Origin of the sequence: Streptomyces pilosus, from assembly GCF_014649835.1 — a bacterium.
Lineage (GTDB): Bacteria > Actinomycetota > Actinomycetes > Streptomycetales > Streptomycetaceae > Streptomyces > Streptomyces pilosus.
Genome location: NZ_BMTU01000009.1, coordinates 148,927 through 166,665 on the forward strand (window position 1 = coordinate 148,927; position 17,739 = coordinate 166,665).

Sequence of the window (17,739 nt, forward strand, 5' to 3'; positions counted from 1 at the left end):
GGAGCGGTTCCATCAGTCGACGCGTCCGCCACGACGCGTCCGAGCTGCAAGGAGTCGCTCATGCGCCACCCCCCGCGTTCAGTACTTTGAGCCACCCCGTGCACGTGTGGAGCACCTGACGCGGGATCGCTCCTCCCTGTGGGATCCACGTGCCGTCGTGTGCTGCCCGCACCTCCCGGCAGACACCGCGGGACCCGTACCGACCGGGTCCGCACGGCACCCCCACCCCCGTAAGGCACCAGGCCGCGTGGTCGTCCGCGCGCGCCCCGAAGGACAGCCCCCTACGGATAGGAAACCCGCACCATGAGTCGCACCAGAACCGCGCTTCTCGCCGCCACGGCGCTGGTCGCAGGCGCCGCCGGGACGGCGATGGCAGCCGTCCCCGGCGACGTCGGCGCGGCCGCCGTTCCCTGCACCGTGGACTACCAGGTGCAGAACCAGTGGAACACCGGCTTCACCGCGTCCGTGAAGGTCACCAACAACGGCGCCGCGAAGTCGTCGTGGTCGGTGAAGTGGACCTACGCCGGCAACCAGCAGGTCACCAGCGGCTGGAACGCCAAGGTCACCCAGTCCGGCGCGAACGTCACCGCCGCCAACGAGTCCTACAACGGCACGCTCGCCACCGGGGGTTCGGCCACCTTCGGCTTCCAGGGCACCTACAGCGGCAGCAACGCGGTCCCCGCCACCTTCACCCTCGACGGCGTGACCTGCAACGTCGACTCCGGCGGCCCGACCGACCCGCCGGACCCGACCGACCCCCCGCCGGGCAACCGGGTCGACAACCCGTACAGCGGTGCCAAGGTGTACGTGAACCCGGAGTGGTCCGAGAACGCCGCCGCCGAGCCGGGCGGCAGCCGCATCGCCAACCAGCCCACCGGTGTCTGGATGGACCGCATCGCGGCCGTCAACGGGGCCAACGGCAAGATGAGCCTGCGTGACCACCTCGACGAGGCCCTGCGGCAGAAGGGCTCGGGCGAGCTCGTCTTCCAGGTGGTCATCTACAACCTGCCCGGCCGCGACTGCGCGGCCCTCGCCTCCAACGGCGAGCTCGGCCCGACGGAGATCGACAAGTACAAGACGCAGTACATCGACCCGATCAAGACCATCCTCGCCGACCCGAAGTACGCCTCGCTGCGGATCGTCACCACGGTCGAGATCGACTCCCTGCCGAACCTGGTCACCAACGTCTCGCCGCGCGCCACCGCCACACCCAACTGCGACGTGATGAAGGCCAACGGCAACTACGTGAAGGGCGTCGGCTACGCCCTGAACAAGCTCGGCGACGTGCCCAACGTCTACAACTACGTGGACGCGGGCCACCACGGCTGGCTGGGCTGGGACGACAACTTCGGCGCGTCGGCGGAGCTGTTCAAGCAGGCCGCGACGGCCGAGGGTGCCACGGTCGCCGACGTGCACGGCTTCATCGCCAACACGGCCAACTACAGCGCGCTGAAGGAGGACCACTTCTCCATCGGCGACTCCGTGGCGGGCAAGTCGGTGCGCGAGTCGAAGTGGGTCAGCTGGAACCGGTACGTCGACGAGCTGTCCTACGCCCAGGCCCTGCGCGACAAGCTGGTCTCGCTCGGCTTCGACTCGAAGATCGGCATGCTGATCGACACCTCCCGCAACGGCTGGGGCGGGGCGAACCGGCCCACCGGTCCCGGAGCCACCACCAGCGTGGACACCTACGTCGACGGCGGCCGCTACGACCGCCGGTTCAACACGGGCAACTGGTGCAACCAGTCGGGAGCCGGCCTCGGTGAGCGGCCCAAGGCGTCCCCGGAGCCCGGGATCGACGCGTACGTGTGGATGAAGCCCCCGGGCGAGTCCGACGGGGCGAGCAAGGCCATCGACAACGACGAGGGCAAGGGCTTCGACCGGATGTGCGACCCGACGTACACCGGCAACCCGCGCAACGACAACAACAAGTCGGGCGCCCTGCCCGATGCCCCGATCTCCGGGCACTGGTTCTCCGCCCAGTTCCAGGAGCTGATGAAGAACGCCTACCCGCCGCTGTCGTGACGGGCTGATCCCCGGTCCGCCGGGTCCCGGCCCCTCGGTGCCCGGACCCGGCGGACCGCCGCACGCCCTCTCCCGGACCGCGCCTTTGCGGAAGCGGCAACATCGTTTGCCCCTCGGCGGTGCGTCGTCGCACGCTGGCGGCATCCGAGCGGAGAGGCTGACCCCATGGCGCACCACCACGACGACCGGCACGGACACGGACACGGACACGGATACGGACACGGGCACGGACACGGTCACGACGACGGCGACATCGACTGGGCCGAGATGGCCCACCTGCTGGAGACGCAGGCGGAACTCTTCGCCCCGCTGTACGAGCGCGCCCTGAACTGGCTGGCGAAGGAGGTGACCGAACCGGGACTGATCGTGGACGCGGGCAGCGGGCCCGGCGTCATCGCGTGCCTGTTCGCCGAGACCTTCCCCGGCGCGCGGGTGGTGGCCGTCGACGGCTCCGAGCCGCTGCTGCAGCGCGCCCGGGCACGCGCCGAACGCCAGGGCGTCGCCGACCGGTTCGGCACCGTCGCCGGTGAACTCCCCGACGCGCTCGGCGATCTGGACTACCCGGCCGACCTGCTGTGGGCCAGCCGCAGCGTGCACCACCTGGGCGACCAGCGGGCCGCACTGGCCGCCTGCGCCGAGCGGCTCGCCCCCGGCGGCACGCTCGCGGTGATGGAGGGCGGGCTGCCCGCCCGCTTCCTGCCCCGCGACATCGGCTTCGGCCGCCCCGGACTCCAGGCGCGCATCGACGCGGTGGAACAGGACCGGTTCAGCCGTATGCGCGCAGAACTGCCGGGCTCGGTGGCCGTCGTCGAGGACTGGCCCGCCCTGCTGACCGCGGCCGGCCTGCGCCACACCCGCTCGCGCACCTTCCTGCTCGACCTGCCCGCCCCGGCCACGGAACGGGCCCGCGCCTATGTCGCCGCCGCCCTCACCCACACCCGTGACGTCCTCGGCGGGGAACTGGACGCCGGCGACCGCGCCACCCTCGACCGGCTCCTCGACCCCGACGACGGGGCGAGCGTGCACCACCGGCCGGACGTGTTCGTCCTCGCGGCCCACACGGTCCACTCGGCGGTGCGTCCCGTGTGACGGTCCGGCCGGGAACGCGGACGGCCTCCCCGTGCCGGGGAGGCCGTCCCTGTGCCGTGCGGTCAGCCGCCGTTGAACTCCGCCGGGTCGGCGCCCAGGCGCCGGTCCTCGTTCAGGGCGCTGATCGCGGCGAGGTCCTCGTCGTCCAGATCGAAGCCGAAGACGTCGATGTTCTCCGCGATCCGCGACGGCGTCACCGACTTCGGGATGACGACGTTGCCCAGCTGGAGGTGCCAGCGCAGCACCACCTGGGCCGGCGTGCGGCCGTGCTTCTGCGCGATCGCCACGATCGCCGGGATCTCCAGGATGCCCTTGCCGGACCCGAGCGGCGACCACGCCTCGGTGGCGATGCCGTGCCCGGCGTGGTGGTCACGCGCGGCGTGCTGCTGGAGGTGCGGGTGCAGTTCGATCTGGTTGACCGCCGGGACGACGGACGTCTCGGCGATCAGGTGGTCCAGGTGCTCCGGCAGGAAGTTGGACACGCCGATGGCGCGGACCCGGCCGTCGGCGTACAGCTTCTCGAACGCCTTGTACGTGTCGACGTACCGGCCCCGGGCGGGCGTCGGCCAGTGGATGAGGTAGAGGTCCACGTGGTCGAGGCCGAGCTTCGACAGGGAGGTGTCGAAGGCCCGCAGGGTGGAGTCGTACCCCTGGTCGTTGTTCCAGAGCTTGGTGGTGACGAAGAGGTCCTCGCGGGGGACGCCCGAGCGTGCGAGGGCCCGGCCCGTTCCCTCCTCGTTGCCGTAGATCGCCGCGGTGTCGATGCTGCGGTAGCCCGCCTCCAGAGCCGTCGCCACGGCCGTCTCGGCCTCCGCGTCGGGCACCTGCCAGACGCCGAACCCCAGCTGGGGCATCTCGACGCCGTTGTTCAGGATGATCGGGGGGACCTTGCTCACGAGCTCTCTCGATCCTTCGGTTGTGGTCGGCTGTTACCCCCATCGTCAACGATCACGGCCCGTGGCGCATTCCTGACCGCACAATTCAGGTGCGGTAGAGCGCCTCGACCTCGTCCCCGTAGGCCTTCTCGATCGCCCTGCGCTTCAGTTTCAGCGACGGTGTGAGCAGCCCGTGCTCCTCGCTGAACGGCTGCGCCAGGATGCGGAACGTGCGGATCGACTCGGCCTGCGAGACCAGGGTGTTCGCGGTGACCACCGCGCGCCGCACCTCCGTCTCCAGGTCCGGGTCCCGCACCAGCTCGGCCGGCGGCATCGGCGCCTTGCCGCGCATCGCCAGCCAGTGCTCCACGGCCTCCTCGTCGAGGGTGACCAGGGCGGCGACGTAGGGGCGGTCGTTGCCGACCACGATGCACTGGTTGACCAGCGGATGGTCACGGACCCGCTCCTCCAGCACCGCCGGGGAGACGCTCTTGCCGCCGGAGGTCACCAGGATCTCCTTCTTGCGCCCGGTGATGGTCAAGTAGCCGTCCCCGTCCAGGGATCCGAGGTCGCCGGTGGCCAGCCAGCCGTCGTGCAGGGTCTCGTCGGTGGCCTTGGCGTCGTTCAGGTAGCCCTGGAAGACGTTGTCGCCGCGCAGCAGGATCTCGCCGTCGTCCGCGATGTGCACGGTGACCCCGGGCACGGGCAGGCCGACCGTGCCGAAACGGGTGCGCTCGGGCGGGTTGGCGACGGCAGCCGCCGTCGACTCGGTGAGCCCGTACCCCTCGTAGACGTGCACGCCCGCTCCCGAGAAGAACAGCCCGAGCCGGCGGTCCATCGCCGAACCGCCCGACATGGCGTGCCGGATCCTGCCGCCCATCGCCGCGCGGATCCTGGTGTAGACGAGCTTGTCGAAGAGCTGATGCCGCATCCGCAGCGACGCGGACGGGCCCGGCCCGATGCCCCACGCCTTCGCCTCCACGGCCTCCGCGTACCGGACGGCCACGTCGACGGCCTTCTCGAAGGGGCCCGCGCGGCCCTCGCGTTCGGCCTTGCGCCGCGCCGCGGCGAACACCTTCTCGAAGATGTACGGCACGGCCAGGAAGAACGTCGGCCGGAAGGCGGCCAGGTCGGGCAGCAGGGCCGCCGCGTGCAGCTGCGGCTGGTGGCCGAAGCGGACCTTCCCGCGGATCGCCGCGACCTGCACCATCCGCCCGAAGACGTGCGCGAGCGGCAGGAACAGCAGCGTCGACGTCTCCTCGCCCCTGCGGGAGCGGAACACCGGCTCCCAGCGGGCGACGACGGTGTCGGCCTCGTACATGAGGTTGCCGTGCGAGAGCACACAGCCCTTGGGGCGCCCGGTGGTGCCCGAGGTGTAGATGACCGTCGCCACCGAGTCGGGCGTGACCGCCCGCCGGTGGCGGTGGACCACCTCGTCGCCCAGGTGGGCGCCCGCGTCGTACAGCTCCTGCACCGCGCCGGCGTCGAGCTGCCACAGCCGGCGCATCCGGGGCAGCCGGTCGATGACGGTGGCGATGGTCATGGCGTGGTCCTCGTGCTCCACGACCGCGGCCGTCACCTCGGCGTCGTGCAGCATCCAGTAGCACTGCCCGGCCGACGAGGTGGGGTAGACGGGCACGACCTGCGCGCCGACGGCCCACAGTGCGAAGTCGAACAGCGTCCACTCGTACCGGGTGCGGGACATGACCGCGACCCGGTCGCCGAACCGGACACCGCCCGCGAGCAGGCCCTTGGCGAGGGCGAGCACCTCGTCGCGGAACTCGGCGGCGGTCACGTCCCGCCACCGGCCGGTGGCGTCCTTGCGGCCGAGCGCCACCCGCGAGGGGTCCTCCTCCGCATGCCGGAAGACCACGTCGGCCAGACCGCCCCTCGCAGGCTCCAGGGCGAACGGAGGGCTGCTGATCTCGCGCACACCCGCTCCCCGCTCCTCGGCGTCCGGACTGCCGCGGGACCTCGTCGTCCCGCAGGGCGCCGTGAAAGCTACCCCACACGGACGGAGGGCGGGAGGGGGCCGAGCGTCCCGCGCGGCTGCCGTCCGCGCTGGTCAGGGGCGGAAAATCCGCGCACAAGGGGAAACGGCGGACGAAAACCTGACCGACGGGTAAGTTCGGTGGAGCCATCTCCACCGAATCTGTACGACCCCGTGACCGGCCCTTGGGGCGGCCGACGGCGGCACGACGGCGGCACGGCGGCCTCCACCGGATCACGTGCGGGCGGCGGACGGCGGGTGCCGGCGGAACCGTCACCCCGGCCCGCCGCGGTGCAGCCGGCCGCCGCCCGCCAGGATCGCCGCAGCCGGCGCGTCGGCGGCTCCCCGCGCGGCGGGCCGGTGCCGGCCGTGCACCACGAAGTCCACCTCACCCGGCTGCGGCAGTCCCGCGCGGTCGGGCACCCGCTCCAGCCCCGGCGGGATCAGCCCCCGCGAGTGCACCATCACGCCCAGCCCGGCGCGGGCCGCGTCAGTCCCGCGGACCGAGCCGCACGGTCAGGAACCGGGGCCGGTACAGGGACACGTTCCGGCTGAGCATGACGGCGGCCTGGGACATCTCCAGCCAGTTCACGTCGTAGCTGAGCACCAGCCGCCCGTCCCCGCTCAGCTCCGGGTGCGTCTGCGGGTTGTAGGCGGCCGTCCCGTCCGCGGGCAGCGCGGGGGTGAGCTCGTGCGCCGGCCCGTGCCACGGCCCGGTCGGGGAACAGGCCCAGTACGACGCCACCGTGGTCAGCCCCTCGGCGCCCGCCGCCATCGTGAACAGGACGTACGTCCCCTCGTCGCGGGCCACCGAGAACGCGCTGCCCACGCCGGTGTGCCGGCCGTCGCCGAGCACGGGGCCCGGGCGGGCGCGGGTCTGCCACCGGGAGCCGTCCCAGAACTCCCAGGCGGCCGGGTCGCCGAGCCCGCCGTCGGGGACGCGCGCCACATAGGCGTGCGAGGCCGGACGGGCGGCGGGACGGCCGTCGTCACCGCCGAACACGTACGTCCAGCCGTCCTCCTCGACGAGGGTGGTCCCGAACAGCACCCGCCGGGACGGATCGGCGACCTGCTGCTGGTCGTGCACCGTGACGACCGACTCCAGCCGCAGGTCGGGCAGGGAGAGCGTGGCGACCTCGGTGGCGACGGGGACACCGTAGATCCAGGGGTGCTGCCCGTCCTGGCGCACCCACAGCAGCACCTTCACCACCTGCTCCGGGGAGCCGGGGGAGCGCGCCTCGACCCGGGCGGCCACCGGCCAGCGCCACCGGCCCGGGGCCGGGTCGGGGAAGAGCGGAGCGGGCAGGGTGCTTTCGAGCCGGCCGTCGCGCATGAGCACGGCCGAGTTGCGCACCATCGGGGCGGTGGTGTCCCGCCAGGCGTACGACTCGCCGACCGGGTTGGGCGGCCGGTGCACCGTCCCCAGGAAGGTGTCGGAGAACAGCCACAGCAGCCGCCCGTCGGGCAGCCGCACCGAGTGGCTGCCGTCCCCGCCGGTCCAGTCGTCGGTGCGGCCGGCGTCGTCGCCGTACCGGGCGAACTCGGAGGTGAGGGCGGTGTCCGCGCTCCATGAGGCGACCGTACGGGGCCGGCAGCCGCCGTCGTCCGGTCCGCCGTCGTCCGGTCCGCTGTCGTCGCCGGGCAGGCCGGTGACCAGGACGGTGCCGAGGACCAGGGTCAGCGCCAGCGCGATCCCGGTCCCCGTCCACTCGCGTGCTCGTGCTGTGTCGTCGGGCACGCCCGGTGACGTTAGTGGATCGTGGTGCGCCGGGTCCATGGGGCCCGGCGCGCGGTCGGGGTGGCGCGATGAGGGCGCTCCGGGCGGCAGGTCAGTCCCGGGCGGCCGCGGTCCGCGGGGCGACGCGGTCCGCGCCGGCGTACACGTTCATGGAACGGCCGCGCAGGAAGCCCACCAGGGTCAGCCCCGTCTCCGAGGCCAGGTCCACGGCCAGCGAGGACGGCGCCGACACCGCCGCCAGCATCGGGACGCCGGCCATGACCGCCTTCTGCGCCAGCTCGAAGGAGGCGCGGCCGGAGACTAGCAGGACCGACCGGGACAGCGGCAGGCCGCCGGCCTGCAGGGCGCGGCCGACCAGCTTGTCGACGGCGTTGTGCCGGCCCACGTCCTCGCGCACGTCGAGCAGTTCGCCGTGCTCGTCGAACAGGGCCGCGGCGTGCAGGCCGCCGGTGCGGTCGAAGACCCGCTGCGCGGCACGCAGCCGGTCCGGGAGCGCGGCCAGCAGTTCGGGGTCCACGCGCAGCGGGGGTGAGTCGGCGATGGGGTGGCGGGCCGTCGTGCGCACCGCGTCGAGGCTGGCCTTGCCGCACAGGCCGCAGGAGGACGTGGTGTAGACGTTGCGTTCCAGCGTGATGTCCGGGACCGTCACGTGGGCGGCGGTCTGCACGTCGACCACGTTGTAGGTGTTCGACCCCTCGGCGGTGGCCCCCGCGCAGTAGACGATGTTCCGCAGGTCGTCCGCGGCCGCCAGCACCCCCTCGCTCACCAGGAAACCGGCCGCCAGCGCGAAGTCGTCGCCCGGGGTACGCATGGTGACGGCGAGGGGCCTGCCGTTCAGCCTGATCTCCAGGGGTTCCTCGGCGACGAGCGTGTCGGGGCGGCTGGAGACGGCTCCGTCCCGGATGCGGAGCACCTTGCGTCGTTCCGTGACTCGTCCCATGTCTCCACCAGTTCCGCTCGGTCCCGGCCTTCACGATCTCATGGTCCCGCACGGGGCAGCGGGGCCGCTGATCCCGGTGGGGCTCCGTGCGGCACCGGTGGTCCGTCTCCCGGCACCACGCCGGCGCAACCGGCCACCGGCTGACCCGTCCGCCCGCGGCGCGCCCCCTGCGGGGGCTGACCGAAGCCGACAAGCATGGTGCGCGTTTCCTGTCGCTTCACCTGCCCTCGTACCCGTGAGTCACTGATCAGACTGGTGCATCCCGTAACCGGAAACGAGGGGGATCCACCCATGATCGGCTCGCGCATCGCCGCCGTCGGCCACTACCAGCCCGCCCGGGTCCTCACCAACGAGGATCTGGCGGGCATGGTCGACACCAGCGACGCGTGGATCACCAGCCGGGTGGGCATCCGGACCCGTCACATCGCGGGACCCGACGAACCCGTCGACGAACTGGCCGCGCACGCCGCCGCCAAGGCTCTGGCGGCGGCCGGCCGCACGCCCGCCGAGATCGACCTGGTCCTGGTCGCCACCTCCACCGCGATCGACCGCTCGCCCAACATGGCCGCCCGGGTCGCCGCCCGCCTCGGCATGCCCGGACCCGCCGTCATGGACATCAACGTGGTGTGCGCCGGTTTCACCCACGCCCTCGCCACCGCCGACCACGCCGTACGGGCCGGCGGCGCGCAGCGGGTGCTGGTCGTCGGCGCGGACAAGATGTCCGAGGTGGCCGACTGGACCGACCGCTCCACCTGCGTCCTCGTCGGCGACGGGGCCGGGGCCGCCGTGGTGGAGGCATGCGCCCCGCAGGAGCGGGCGGGGATCGGCCCGGTGCTGTGGGGTTCGGTGCCCGAGATGGGGAACGCGGTGCGGATCGAGGGGACGCCGCCCCGGTTCGCCCAGGAGGGGCAGAGCGTCTACCGCTGGGCCGCCACCCAGCTGCCCGTCGTCGCCCGCCAGGCCTGCGAGAAGGCGGGGCTGGCCCCGGCGGACCTCGCCGGGGTGGTGCTGCACCAGGCCAACCTGCGCATCATCGAACCCCTCGCCCGCAGGCTCGGCGCCGTCAACGCCGTCGTGGCACGCGATGTCACCGAGTCCGGCAACACCTCGGCCGCGAGCATCCCGCTGGCCTTCTCCAAGCTCGTCGAACAGGGCGCCGTCTCGACCGGCGACCCCGTGCTGCTCTTCGGCTTCGGCGGGAACCTGTCGTACGCGGGACAGGTCGTCCGCTGCCCCTGAGCCCGCCCCGGGCGGGCTACCGGGGCCGCCCGCCGGCCGGGCAGTCGTACGTCAGCCCGGCCGCCGCGGTACGGACGCCGGGGGACAGGATCCGCAGCTCCGCCCGGGCCTCGTAGCGGCCCGCGCCCTCGAAGGTCCACAACAGGTGCAGCCGCACCCGCTCCTGCCCCGGGGCCACCTCCTCGCGCAGGACGCCGGACGACGTGCCGTCGCTGCGCGTCCAGCGGTAGGTGAGGGTGCCCGGGCGGCCGTTCGTGGTCACCGTGCCCACGAGGTCCGCGGTGCCGCCACAGCCCACCGCGGCGGCCGGCGCCGCCACCTCCGCGTCCCGTACCGCCGGCGCCGGACCGAGACGCTGCCAGGTCAGCAGGGCCAGGACGGCGAGCAGGACGAGGGCCGGCAGCGCGTACCGGCGCACACCGTGCCGCCGGGGCGGCGGCAGCGGGGCGGGGGGCGGCGTCCTGGCGGACCGGTGCGCGAGGGCGCCCGGTACACCCGGGCCGAAGCGCAGCACCGTGCCCTCGACCCGGTCCGGCCGGGTACCGGTGTCCCGTACCGTCGCCGTCGCCGGGGTGTCCTGCCCGGGCCGCTGGATCCAGTGGCTCCCCAGCACGGTGGCGCTGTAGTCGTCGCCGGGCGGGGGAGCCGGCTCGTCCGTCTCCTTCATCGCAGGTCGCACCGCCTGGTGAGCAGGGTCCGGGAGGCGCCGCCGGCGGCGGACGCCGGTGCGGTCGTCGCCGTCACCGTCCAGTAGCAGCCGGGGCCGAGGAAGACGTGCTCGGCGGTGATCGTGTACTGGGTGGCGCCACTGCGTTCGAAGACCTGATTGGCGCCGTCCGGGGTTCCGGGCGCGCCCCGGGTGTCGCCCGTGGACCAGCGCAGGCCGATCGACACCGGTCCGGGACCGTCCGTGACGACGGTGACCGTGGCCGTGCCGGTGTCGGGGCCCGTCTGCCGGAACTCGGACACGGTGAGGTCCTTCACGGCGGGCGCGGCCGGGGCGGTGCCGGTGGGGGACGCGGTCGGGGTACCGGTCGCGGGCGGCGGGCCGGCGGGTGTGCCCGTACCGGGGTCCGTGCCCGGCTCCGTACCGGGGGCGGGCCCCGTGCCGGGTTCCGGCCCCGGTTCCGCGCCCGTGTCCGGGTCCGTAGCCGTGGCGGCCGGGCTCGTCCCGGCGTCCGGGGCCGTGGTGGGGTCCGGGGCCGCGCCGGTGAGGGCGGGGGACGGCCCGGCGGGGCCCGCGGTCGCCGGAGCCGGTGCCGCGGGGGTGGGCCCCGCGGTCACGTCGGGGACGGCGCTGGTGGTGGCGAGCGCCTCGGCCGCCCGCTCCCCGGACCCTCCGGTGTCCGGCGGCGCGGCGTGTGCCACCAGCAGGGCCAGGAGCACGGCGGCCGCGGCCGCGAGCATCCCCGGCCCCGTGGGCTTCCAGGCCTGCGCCCGGCCCCGGCCCCGCGGACGGCGCAGCACGGTGTGCGCGGTGTCGGCCGCCGACCGCCCCGGCGTACGGGCCGACGGCAGCAGCAGCGGGAGCAGCGCCACCAGCGCGGCCAGCCGCCCGCGGCCCCGCTCCTCCCAGCCGGGCCCGTACGCCGCGCCGGCGACGGCCTCCAGCTCCGCGACGAACGCCTCGGCGTCGGCCGGCCGCCCGGACGCCTCCTTGGCCAGGCCGCGGCGGACCAGGGCCCGTACGGGCGCGGGCACGTCGTCCGACGGCACCGGTGCGTCGACGTGCCGCAGCGCGAGCTCGGCGATGTTGTCGCCCGCGTAGGGCCTGCGGCCGGTGAGGCACTCGAAGAAGGTCGCCGTCGCCGCGTACACGTCGGTGGCCGGGGAGGCGGGCTCGCCGCGCCACTGCTCGGGAGCCATGTAGGAGGGGGTGCCCGCCACCCCGGCGCGCGCACGGGAGCCGACCGCGATCCCGAAGTCCACGAGCTTCGACGCGCCGTCGGGCGTGACCAGGACGTTCTCCGGCTTGTAGTCGCGGTGCACCACGCCGAGCCGGTGCGCGTCGGCGAGGCCCAGCAGGGACCCCTTCAGGACCAGCAGCGCGGCCTCGGGATCCAGCGGGCCCCGCCGGGCCAGCAGGGCGCGCAGGGACACACCGTCCACCAGTTCCATCACGATGGCGGCCCCGTCGGGGCTCTCCACGTACTCGTACAGGCCCGCGACGTACGGACTGTCCAGCCCGCCGAGCAGCCGCGCCTCGGCGCGGAAGCCGTGCACGAAGCCCGGGCGCGTGTGCAGCGACTCGCTGAGGTACTTGACCGCGACCGGCACGCCGGTCCCCTCGTGGACGGCCAGCACCACGCGCCCGCTCGCCCCGGCCCCCAGCTCCAGCGACTCGGTGTATCCCGGAACCGTCCACGCACTCATCGACAACCCCCCGGGGCCGTTTGTCCGGGCCCGGGAGCGTCACGGCACTCCGGGGCGTCCGGCCCTCGCGATGACAGACACACTTCCGGCCACCGCGGTTGCGGATCCGCCCCTCCTCGCCGTGCGGCGGGCCCGCGAACCGGTCGTGGGCGGACGGCGGGGCGACGGGCGGCCGGCGGGCCGCGGACACGTCTTTGTCCTGTGAGTGGAAAAAGTAGGGGTCAATTCCTGCGCGACTTCTTCCCACCTCCGGCAGGCGCTGCTACTTTCCCATCCGAAGGAACGCCACACACGTGGCCGGAATCCGGCACGCACAGGCCGACGAGGCGGGGAGGGGTACGTGAGACGCATGACGGCGCGCCCCGCGAACGCCCATCAGGCCAGGCTGTTGAGGCTGCTGCGCGACGGCGGCCCCAACTCCCGCGCCCAGCTGGGCGACCAGGTCGACCTCTCGCGGTCGAAACTGGCCGTGGAAGTGGACCGGCTGCTGGAGACGGAACTCGTCGTGGCCGACGGACTCGCCGCCTCGCGCGGCGGCCGGCGCTCCCACAACATCCGTCTCAACCCGCACCTGCGGTTCCTCGGCGTCGACATCGGCGCGACCTCGGTCGACGTCGCCGTCACCAACGCCGAACTGGAGATCCTCGGGCACATCAACCAGCCCATGGACGTACGCGAGGGACCGGTCGCGGTCTTCGAGCAAGTGCTGTCCATGGCAGCCAAGTTGAAGGCCTCCGGGTTCGCGGAGGGGTTCGACGGCGCCGGTATCGGCGTCCCGGGCCCGGTCCGCTTCCCCGAGGGCATCCCGGTGGCTCCGCCGATCATGCCGGGCTGGGACGGCTTCCCCGTGCGGGAGGCGCTCAGCCAGGACCTCGGCTGCCCGGTCATGGTCGACAACGACGTGAACCTGATGGCCATGGGGGAGCAGCACGCCGGTGTCGCCCGCACCGTCGGGGACTTCCTCTGCGTCAAGATCGGCACCGGCATCGGCTGCGGCATCGTCGTCGGCGGTGAGGTGCACCGCGGCGCGACGGGCAGCGCGGGCGACATCGGGCACATCCAGGCCGTGCCCGACGGCCGCCCGTGCGCCTGCGGCAACCGGGGCTGCCTGGAGGCACACTTCTCCGGCGCTGCCCTCGCCCGGGACGCCACGGAGGCCGCCCAGCAGCAGCGCTCCGCGGAACTCGCCGGCCGACTGGAGATCAACGGCACGCTCAGCGCCGTCGACGTCGCCGCCGCGGCCGCGGCCGGTGACGCCACCGCCCTCGACCTGATCCGCGAGGGCGGCAACCGCACCGGCCAGGTCATCGCCGGCCTGGTCAGCTTCTTCAACCCCGGCCTGGTGGTGATCGGCGGCGGGGTGACCGGCCTCGGCCACACCCTGCTCGCCGCGATCCGCACCCAGGTCTACCGCGGGTCGCTGCCCCTGGCCACCGGCAACCTGCCGATCGTCCTGGGGGAGCTGGGCCCCACCGCCGGCGTCATCGGCGGAGCCCGGCTGATCAGCGACCACCTGTTCTCACCCGCGTAAGCAGCACCACTTCTTCACTACTCCTGCTCCACCGCACAGGACAGCTCCGCCCTTCACCACCTCCGTTCCACCGCACAGGACAGCTCCGCCCTTCACCACCTCCGTTCCACCGCACAGGACACCTTCGCCCCCGCCCCGATCGCACCGCGCCCCGTCCCACCCGGGTCACCGCACGCACCACTCCCGCCGTTCGCCGCATCCGTCACCGCGGGCGACCACGCCCGCCACCGCGTCGCTCCGCCCTGCCCGAAAACGCCTGCCCCGCGAGGGAACCGCCCTGACACCGGCCCCGCACGCCCGCCGAGGGGAATCCGCATGGCACCACAACCACCGCTGCTCAGCATGTCCGGCATCACCAAGTCGTTCCCCGGAGTCCGGGCCCTGGACGGCGTCGACCTCGACGTCCAGGCCGGCGAGGTGCACTGCCTGCTCGGCCAGAACGGCGCCGGCAAGTCCACCCTGATCAAGGTGCTGGCCGGCGCCCACCAGCCCGACTCGGGCACCATCCGCTGGCGCGGCGAGGACGTCACGCTCCGCTCGCCGATCGCCGCCATGCGTCTCGGCATCGCCACCATCTACCAGGAACTCGACCTGGTGGAACACCTGTCGGTCGCCGAGAACGTCCACCTCGGCCACGAACCCACCACCGCCGGGTTCGTGGTGCGGGGCAGGGCCGCCAAGGCGTCGACCGCCGCCCTCCTCGAACGGCTCGGGCACCCGGAGATCGACCCGGGCCGGCTGGTGGGCGACCTCTCGGCGGCACACCAGCAGATCGTCTCGATGGCGCGGGCCCTCTCCCACGAGGTGCGGCTCATCGTCATGGACGAACCGTCGGCCGCCCTCGACCCGGACGAGGTCGACAACCTCTTCCGCATCGTCGGCGACCTCACCGCCGACGGCGTCGCCGTCGTCTACATCTCGCACCGGCTCGAGGAGATCCGGCGCATCGGCGACCGGGTCACCGTCCTGAAGGACGGCCGGGCCGTGGCCGGCGGACTGCCCGCGAAGTCGACGCCGACCAAGGAGGTGGTCGCGCTGATGACGGGCCGCAACGTCGAGTACGTCTTCCCGCCCCGGCCCGCCTCCGACCCACAGGGCGACCCGGTGCTGGTCGTCGAAGGACTGTCCCGCAAGGGGGAGTTCGCGCCGATCGACCTCCAGGTCCGCCCCGGCGAGATCGTCGGGCTGGCCGGGCTCGTCGGCTCGGGCCGCTCCGAGATCCTGGAGACGGTCTACGGCGCCCGCAGGCCCGACACCGGCCGCGTGCTCGTCGACGGGAAGCCGCTGAGGCCGGGCAGCGTACGGGCCGCCGTGCGCGCCGGGCTCGGACTGGCCCCCGAGGAACGCAAGGCGCAGGCGCTGCTCATGCTGGAGTCCGTCACCCGCAACGTGTCGGTCTCCTCCATGTCCCGCTTCGCGCGGCTCGGCTGGATCGACCGCCGCGCCGAACTGGGGGCGGCGCGCGCGGCGGTCCGCGAACTGTCCCTGCGGCCCGACAACCCGGACGTGCCCGTGCGCACCCTGTCCGGCGGCAACCAGCAGAAGGCGGTGCTGGCCCGCTGGCTGCTGCGCGGCTGCCGGGTGCTGCTGCTCGACGAACCCACCCGCGGCGTCGACGTCGGCGCCCGCGCGGAGCTGTACGCGGTGGTGCGCCGGCTGGCCGACGAGGGCCTCGCCGTGCTGCTGGTCTCCAGCGAGGTGCCCGAGGTCCTCGGCCTCGCCGACCGCGTCCTGGTCCTGCGCGAGGGCGACGTCGTCCACACCGCGCCCGCAACGCAACTCGACGAACACCGTGTACTCGACCTGGTCATGGAAGGAAGCCCGGCGTCATGACGCAGCCCGTCTCCCCGCCGCGGGACAGCACCGGCAAGGTGCCGTCGGCCGCCGAACCACCCGCCTGGCGCGCCGTGCTGTTCCGCGCCGACGTCCGCACGATGTCCCTGCTCGGCGTACTCGCCGTACTGATCCTGATCGGCGGCATCACCAAACCGGACCAGTTCCTGGACACCCGCAACCTGCAGCTCGTCCTCACCCAGGCCTCCGTCATCGGTGTCGTCACCGTCGGCATGACCTTCGTGATCATCTCCGGCGGCATCGACCTGTCGGTCGGCGCGATCGTCGCCCTCGCCTCGGTGTGGGCCACCACGGTCGCCACCCAGGAGTACGGCTTCGCCGGCATCCTCTTCACCGCCGTCCTCGTGGGCCTGGGGTGCGGGCTGGTCAACGGAGTGCTCATCGCGTACGGCGGGATGGTCCCCTTCATCGCCACCCTCGCCATGCTCGCCTCGGCCCGCGGTCTCGCCCTGCAGATCACCGACGGGCGCACCCAGATCGTCACCGTCGACGGCGTCCTCGACCTCGGTGAGCGCGACTCCTACGTCCTCGGCATCCCGCCGCTGGTCCTGGTGTTCGCGGCCGTCACCGTCATCGGCTGGCTGGTGCTCAACCGGACCACCTTCGGCCGCCGCAGCGTCGCCGTCGGCGGCAACGCGGAGGCCGCCCGGCTGGCCGGCATCGACGTCCGCCGCCAGCGCCTCTACCTGTACCTGCTCTCCGGACTGTGCTGCGGCATCGCGGCCTTCCTGCTGATCGTCCTGGCCGGCTCCGGCCAGAACACCAACGGCAACCTCTACGAACTCGACGCCATCGCCGCCGCGATCATCGGCGGCACCCTGCTCACCGGGGGCCGCGGCACCATCGTCGGCTCCGTCCTCGGCGTCCTGATCTTCACCACCATCACCAACATCTTCGCCCTGAACAACCTGCAGAGCGACGTCCAGCAGATCGCCAAGGGCGCGATCATCGTCGCCGCCGTGCTGGTCCAGCGCCGTACCGCGAGCACGACCTGAGGAAAGGGTTCACCGCCATGCCAGAGACACCTTTCACGAGCCGCAGAGGACTGCTCTTCGGGGCGGCCGCCGTATCCGCCGGCGTGCTCGTCACCGGATGCACGAGCAACGAGCCCAGTGAGGACAAGCAGGCCGCCGACAACCAGCCCGCCGCCGACGACAAGCCCGGCAAGCCGGTCACCATCGGCTTCGCCGGACCCCAGGCCGACCACGGCTGGCTCAACGCCATCAACGACAACGCCAAGAAGCGCGCGGAGAAGTACAGCGACGTCACCCTGGAGATCACCGAGGGCTCCAACGACACCGCCCAGCAGATCGGCCAGATCGAGACCCTCATCAACAAGAAGGTCGACGTGCTGGTGATCCTGCCCGCCGACGGCAAGGCCCTCACCCAGGTCGGACTCAAGGCGATGCGCGCCGGCATCCCCGTCGTCAACCTCGACCGCATCTTCAACACCCCGCAGGCGTACCGCTGCTGGGTCGGCGGCGACAACTACGGCATGGGCCTGAACGCCGGTCACTACATCGGCGAGAAGCTCAAGGACAAGCCGGACGCCAAGGTCATCGAGCTGGCCGGCCTGGACAACCTGGAGCTGACCAAGCAGCGCACCCAGGGCTTCGACGACGCGCTGAAGAACTACCCCAACATCAAGAAGGTGGCCCGCCAGGCCGCCGAGTTCACCGTCGAGTCCGGCCAGGCCAAGATGGCCCAGCTGCTCCAGGCCCAGTCGCAGATCGACGCGCTGTGGAACCACGACGACGACCAGGGCGTGGGCGCGCTGCGCGCCATCGAGCAGGCCGGCCGGGACGAGTTCCTGATGGTGGGCGGCGCGGGCGCGCTCTCCGCCTTCGAGGCCATCAAGGCCGACAACGGTGTCCTCAAGGCCACCGTCCTGTACCCGCCGACCATGGCCGCCTCCGCGATCGACCTCGCCCGCGCCCTCGGCCAGGGCAAGGGCGTCGGCGGCCTCGCCGAATTCGAGATCCCCTCGTCGGTGACCTGCTACTCGGCCGTCGTCGACAAGGACAACGTGGACCAGTACATGTCCACCGGCTTCAAGTGAGGAGCCCCGCCCCGCGGGCCTGACCAGCC

Annotated in this window: 13 protein-coding genes and 1 pseudogene; 7 read left to right on the top strand and 7 right to left on the bottom strand. The window is 73.1% G+C overall.

Annotation, left to right across the window (positions count from 1 at the left end):
• Nucleotides 1–303: 303 nt before the first annotated feature.
• Nucleotides 304–2,022: a glycoside hydrolase family 6 protein gene (locus tag IE118_RS22445; RefSeq protein WP_189559794.1), complete on the top strand. Its 1,719-nt coding sequence runs from the start codon at nucleotides 304–306 to the stop codon at nucleotides 2,020–2,022.
• 165 nt (nucleotides 2,023–2,187) lie between these two features.
• Nucleotides 2,188–3,111, top strand: a complete 924-nt coding sequence (locus IE118_RS22450) for a class I SAM-dependent methyltransferase (protein ID WP_189559795.1) — start codon at nucleotides 2,188–2,190, stop codon at nucleotides 3,109–3,111.
• 62 nt (nucleotides 3,112–3,173) lie between these two features.
• Here IE118_RS22450 and IE118_RS22455 read toward each other — a convergent pair whose 3' ends face one another.
• The 5 genes and pseudogenes from IE118_RS22455 to fdhD form a co-directional block, all read right to left on the bottom strand.
• Nucleotides 3,174–3,965: an aldo/keto reductase gene (locus IE118_RS22455; RefSeq protein ID WP_189559909.1), complete on the bottom strand. Its 792-nt coding sequence runs from the start codon at nucleotides 3,963–3,965 to the stop codon at nucleotides 3,174–3,176.
• Between the two features lie 127 nt (nucleotides 3,966–4,092).
• Complete coding sequence (locus IE118_RS22460; protein ID WP_189559796.1) at nucleotides 4,093–5,919, bottom strand: AMP-dependent synthetase/ligase; 1,827 nt, start codon at nucleotides 5,917–5,919, stop codon at nucleotides 4,093–4,095.
• A gap of 330 nt (nucleotides 5,920–6,249) precedes the next feature.
• Nucleotides 6,250–6,471 (bottom strand): annotated as a pseudogene (locus IE118_RS22465) (LysR family transcriptional regulator); the annotation flags it as partial.
• Nucleotides 6,467–7,714, bottom strand: a complete 1,248-nt coding sequence (locus tag IE118_RS22470; protein ID WP_189559797.1) for a DUF5005 domain-containing protein — start codon at nucleotides 7,712–7,714, stop codon at nucleotides 6,467–6,469. The gene IE118_RS22470 and the pseudogene IE118_RS22465, both read right to left, overlap by 5 nt.
• Nucleotides 7,715–7,805: 91 nt before the next feature.
• On the bottom strand, nucleotides 7,806–8,654 hold the full coding sequence (gene fdhD, locus IE118_RS22475) for a formate dehydrogenase accessory sulfurtransferase FdhD (RefSeq protein ID WP_189559798.1): 849 nt from the start codon (nucleotides 8,652–8,654) through the stop codon (nucleotides 7,806–7,808).
• 291 nt (nucleotides 8,655–8,945) lie between these two features.
• Here fdhD and IE118_RS22480 point away from each other — a divergent pair, with 291 nt between their 5' ends.
• Nucleotides 8,946–9,893: a beta-ketoacyl-ACP synthase III gene (locus IE118_RS22480; RefSeq protein ID WP_189559799.1), complete on the top strand. Its 948-nt coding sequence runs from the start codon at nucleotides 8,946–8,948 to the stop codon at nucleotides 9,891–9,893.
• 16 nt (nucleotides 9,894–9,909) lie between these two features.
• Here the strand turns inward: IE118_RS22480 and IE118_RS22485 are convergent, their stop codons facing one another.
• Together IE118_RS22485 and IE118_RS22490 are read right to left on the bottom strand one after the other, a co-directional pair.
• Nucleotides 9,910–10,560, bottom strand: a complete 651-nt coding sequence (locus tag IE118_RS22485; protein ID WP_189559800.1) for a hypothetical protein — start codon at nucleotides 10,558–10,560, stop codon at nucleotides 9,910–9,912.
• A complete protein-coding gene (locus IE118_RS22490) occupies nucleotides 10,557–12,266 on the bottom strand; it encodes a serine/threonine-protein kinase (RefSeq protein ID WP_189559801.1) in 1,710 nt (569 codons plus the stop codon). Before IE118_RS22490 ends, IE118_RS22485 begins: the two co-directional genes overlap by 4 nt.
• 349 nt (nucleotides 12,267–12,615) lie before the next feature.
• Between IE118_RS22490 and IE118_RS22495 the strand changes: the two genes are divergently transcribed.
• The 4 genes from IE118_RS22495 to IE118_RS22510 all read left to right on the top strand — a co-directional run bounded on the left by IE118_RS22495 (nucleotide 12,616) and on the right by IE118_RS22510 (nucleotide 17,710).
• The gene (locus IE118_RS22495; protein ID WP_189559910.1) at nucleotides 12,616–13,797 is read left to right on the top strand and encodes an ROK family protein; all 1,182 of its coding nucleotides are present in this window, start codon (nucleotides 12,616–12,618) and stop codon (nucleotides 13,795–13,797) included.
• A gap of 315 nt (nucleotides 13,798–14,112) precedes the next feature.
• Complete coding sequence (locus IE118_RS22500) at nucleotides 14,113–15,630, top strand: sugar ABC transporter ATP-binding protein (protein ID WP_189559802.1); 1,518 nt, start codon at nucleotides 14,113–14,115, stop codon at nucleotides 15,628–15,630.
• Complete coding sequence (locus tag IE118_RS22505; RefSeq protein WP_189559803.1) at nucleotides 15,627–16,646, top strand: ABC transporter permease; 1,020 nt, start codon at nucleotides 15,627–15,629, stop codon at nucleotides 16,644–16,646. The genes IE118_RS22500 and IE118_RS22505 overlap by 4 nt, the downstream gene beginning before the upstream one ends.
• Nucleotides 16,647–16,663: 17 nt before the next feature.
• Nucleotides 16,664–17,710 carry a substrate-binding domain-containing protein gene (locus IE118_RS22510; RefSeq protein WP_189559804.1) on the top strand — a complete coding sequence of 349 codons (1,047 nt, stop codon included), beginning with the start codon at nucleotides 16,664–16,666 and terminating at the stop codon, nucleotides 17,708–17,710.
• The last annotated feature ends 29 nt before the right edge of the window (nucleotides 17,711–17,739 follow it).

Coding starts and splice junctions, on each gene's coding strand:
- IE118_RS22445 (WP_189559794.1), top strand. CDS start 304: ATGAGTCGCACCAGAACCGCGCTTCTCGCCGCCACGGCGCTGGTCGCA.
- IE118_RS22450 (WP_189559795.1), top strand. CDS start 2,188: ATGGCGCACCACCACGACGACCGGCACGGACACGGACACGGACACGGA.
- IE118_RS22455 (WP_189559909.1), bottom strand. CDS start 3,965: ATGCCCCAGCTGGGGTTCGGCGTCTGGCAGGTGCCCGACGCGGAGGCC.
- fdhD (WP_189559798.1), bottom strand. CDS start 8,654: ATGGGACGAGTCACGGAACGACGCAAGGTGCTCCGCATCCGGGACGGA.
- IE118_RS22480 (WP_189559799.1), top strand. CDS start 8,946: ATGATCGGCTCGCGCATCGCCGCCGTCGGCCACTACCAGCCCGCCCGG.
- IE118_RS22485 (WP_189559800.1), bottom strand. CDS start 10,560: ATGAAGGAGACGGACGAGCCGGCTCCCCCGCCCGGCGACGACTACAGC.
- IE118_RS22490 (WP_189559801.1), bottom strand. CDS start 12,266: ATGAGTGCGTGGACGGTTCCGGGATACACCGAGTCGCTGGAGCTGGGG.
- IE118_RS22495 (WP_189559910.1), top strand. CDS start 12,616: ATGACGGCGCGCCCCGCGAACGCCCATCAGGCCAGGCTGTTGAGGCTG.
- IE118_RS22500 (WP_189559802.1), top strand. CDS start 14,113: ATGGCACCACAACCACCGCTGCTCAGCATGTCCGGCATCACCAAGTCG.
- IE118_RS22505 (WP_189559803.1), top strand. CDS start 15,627: ATGACGCAGCCCGTCTCCCCGCCGCGGGACAGCACCGGCAAGGTGCCG.
- IE118_RS22510 (WP_189559804.1), top strand. CDS start 16,664: ATGCCAGAGACACCTTTCACGAGCCGCAGAGGACTGCTCTTCGGGGCG.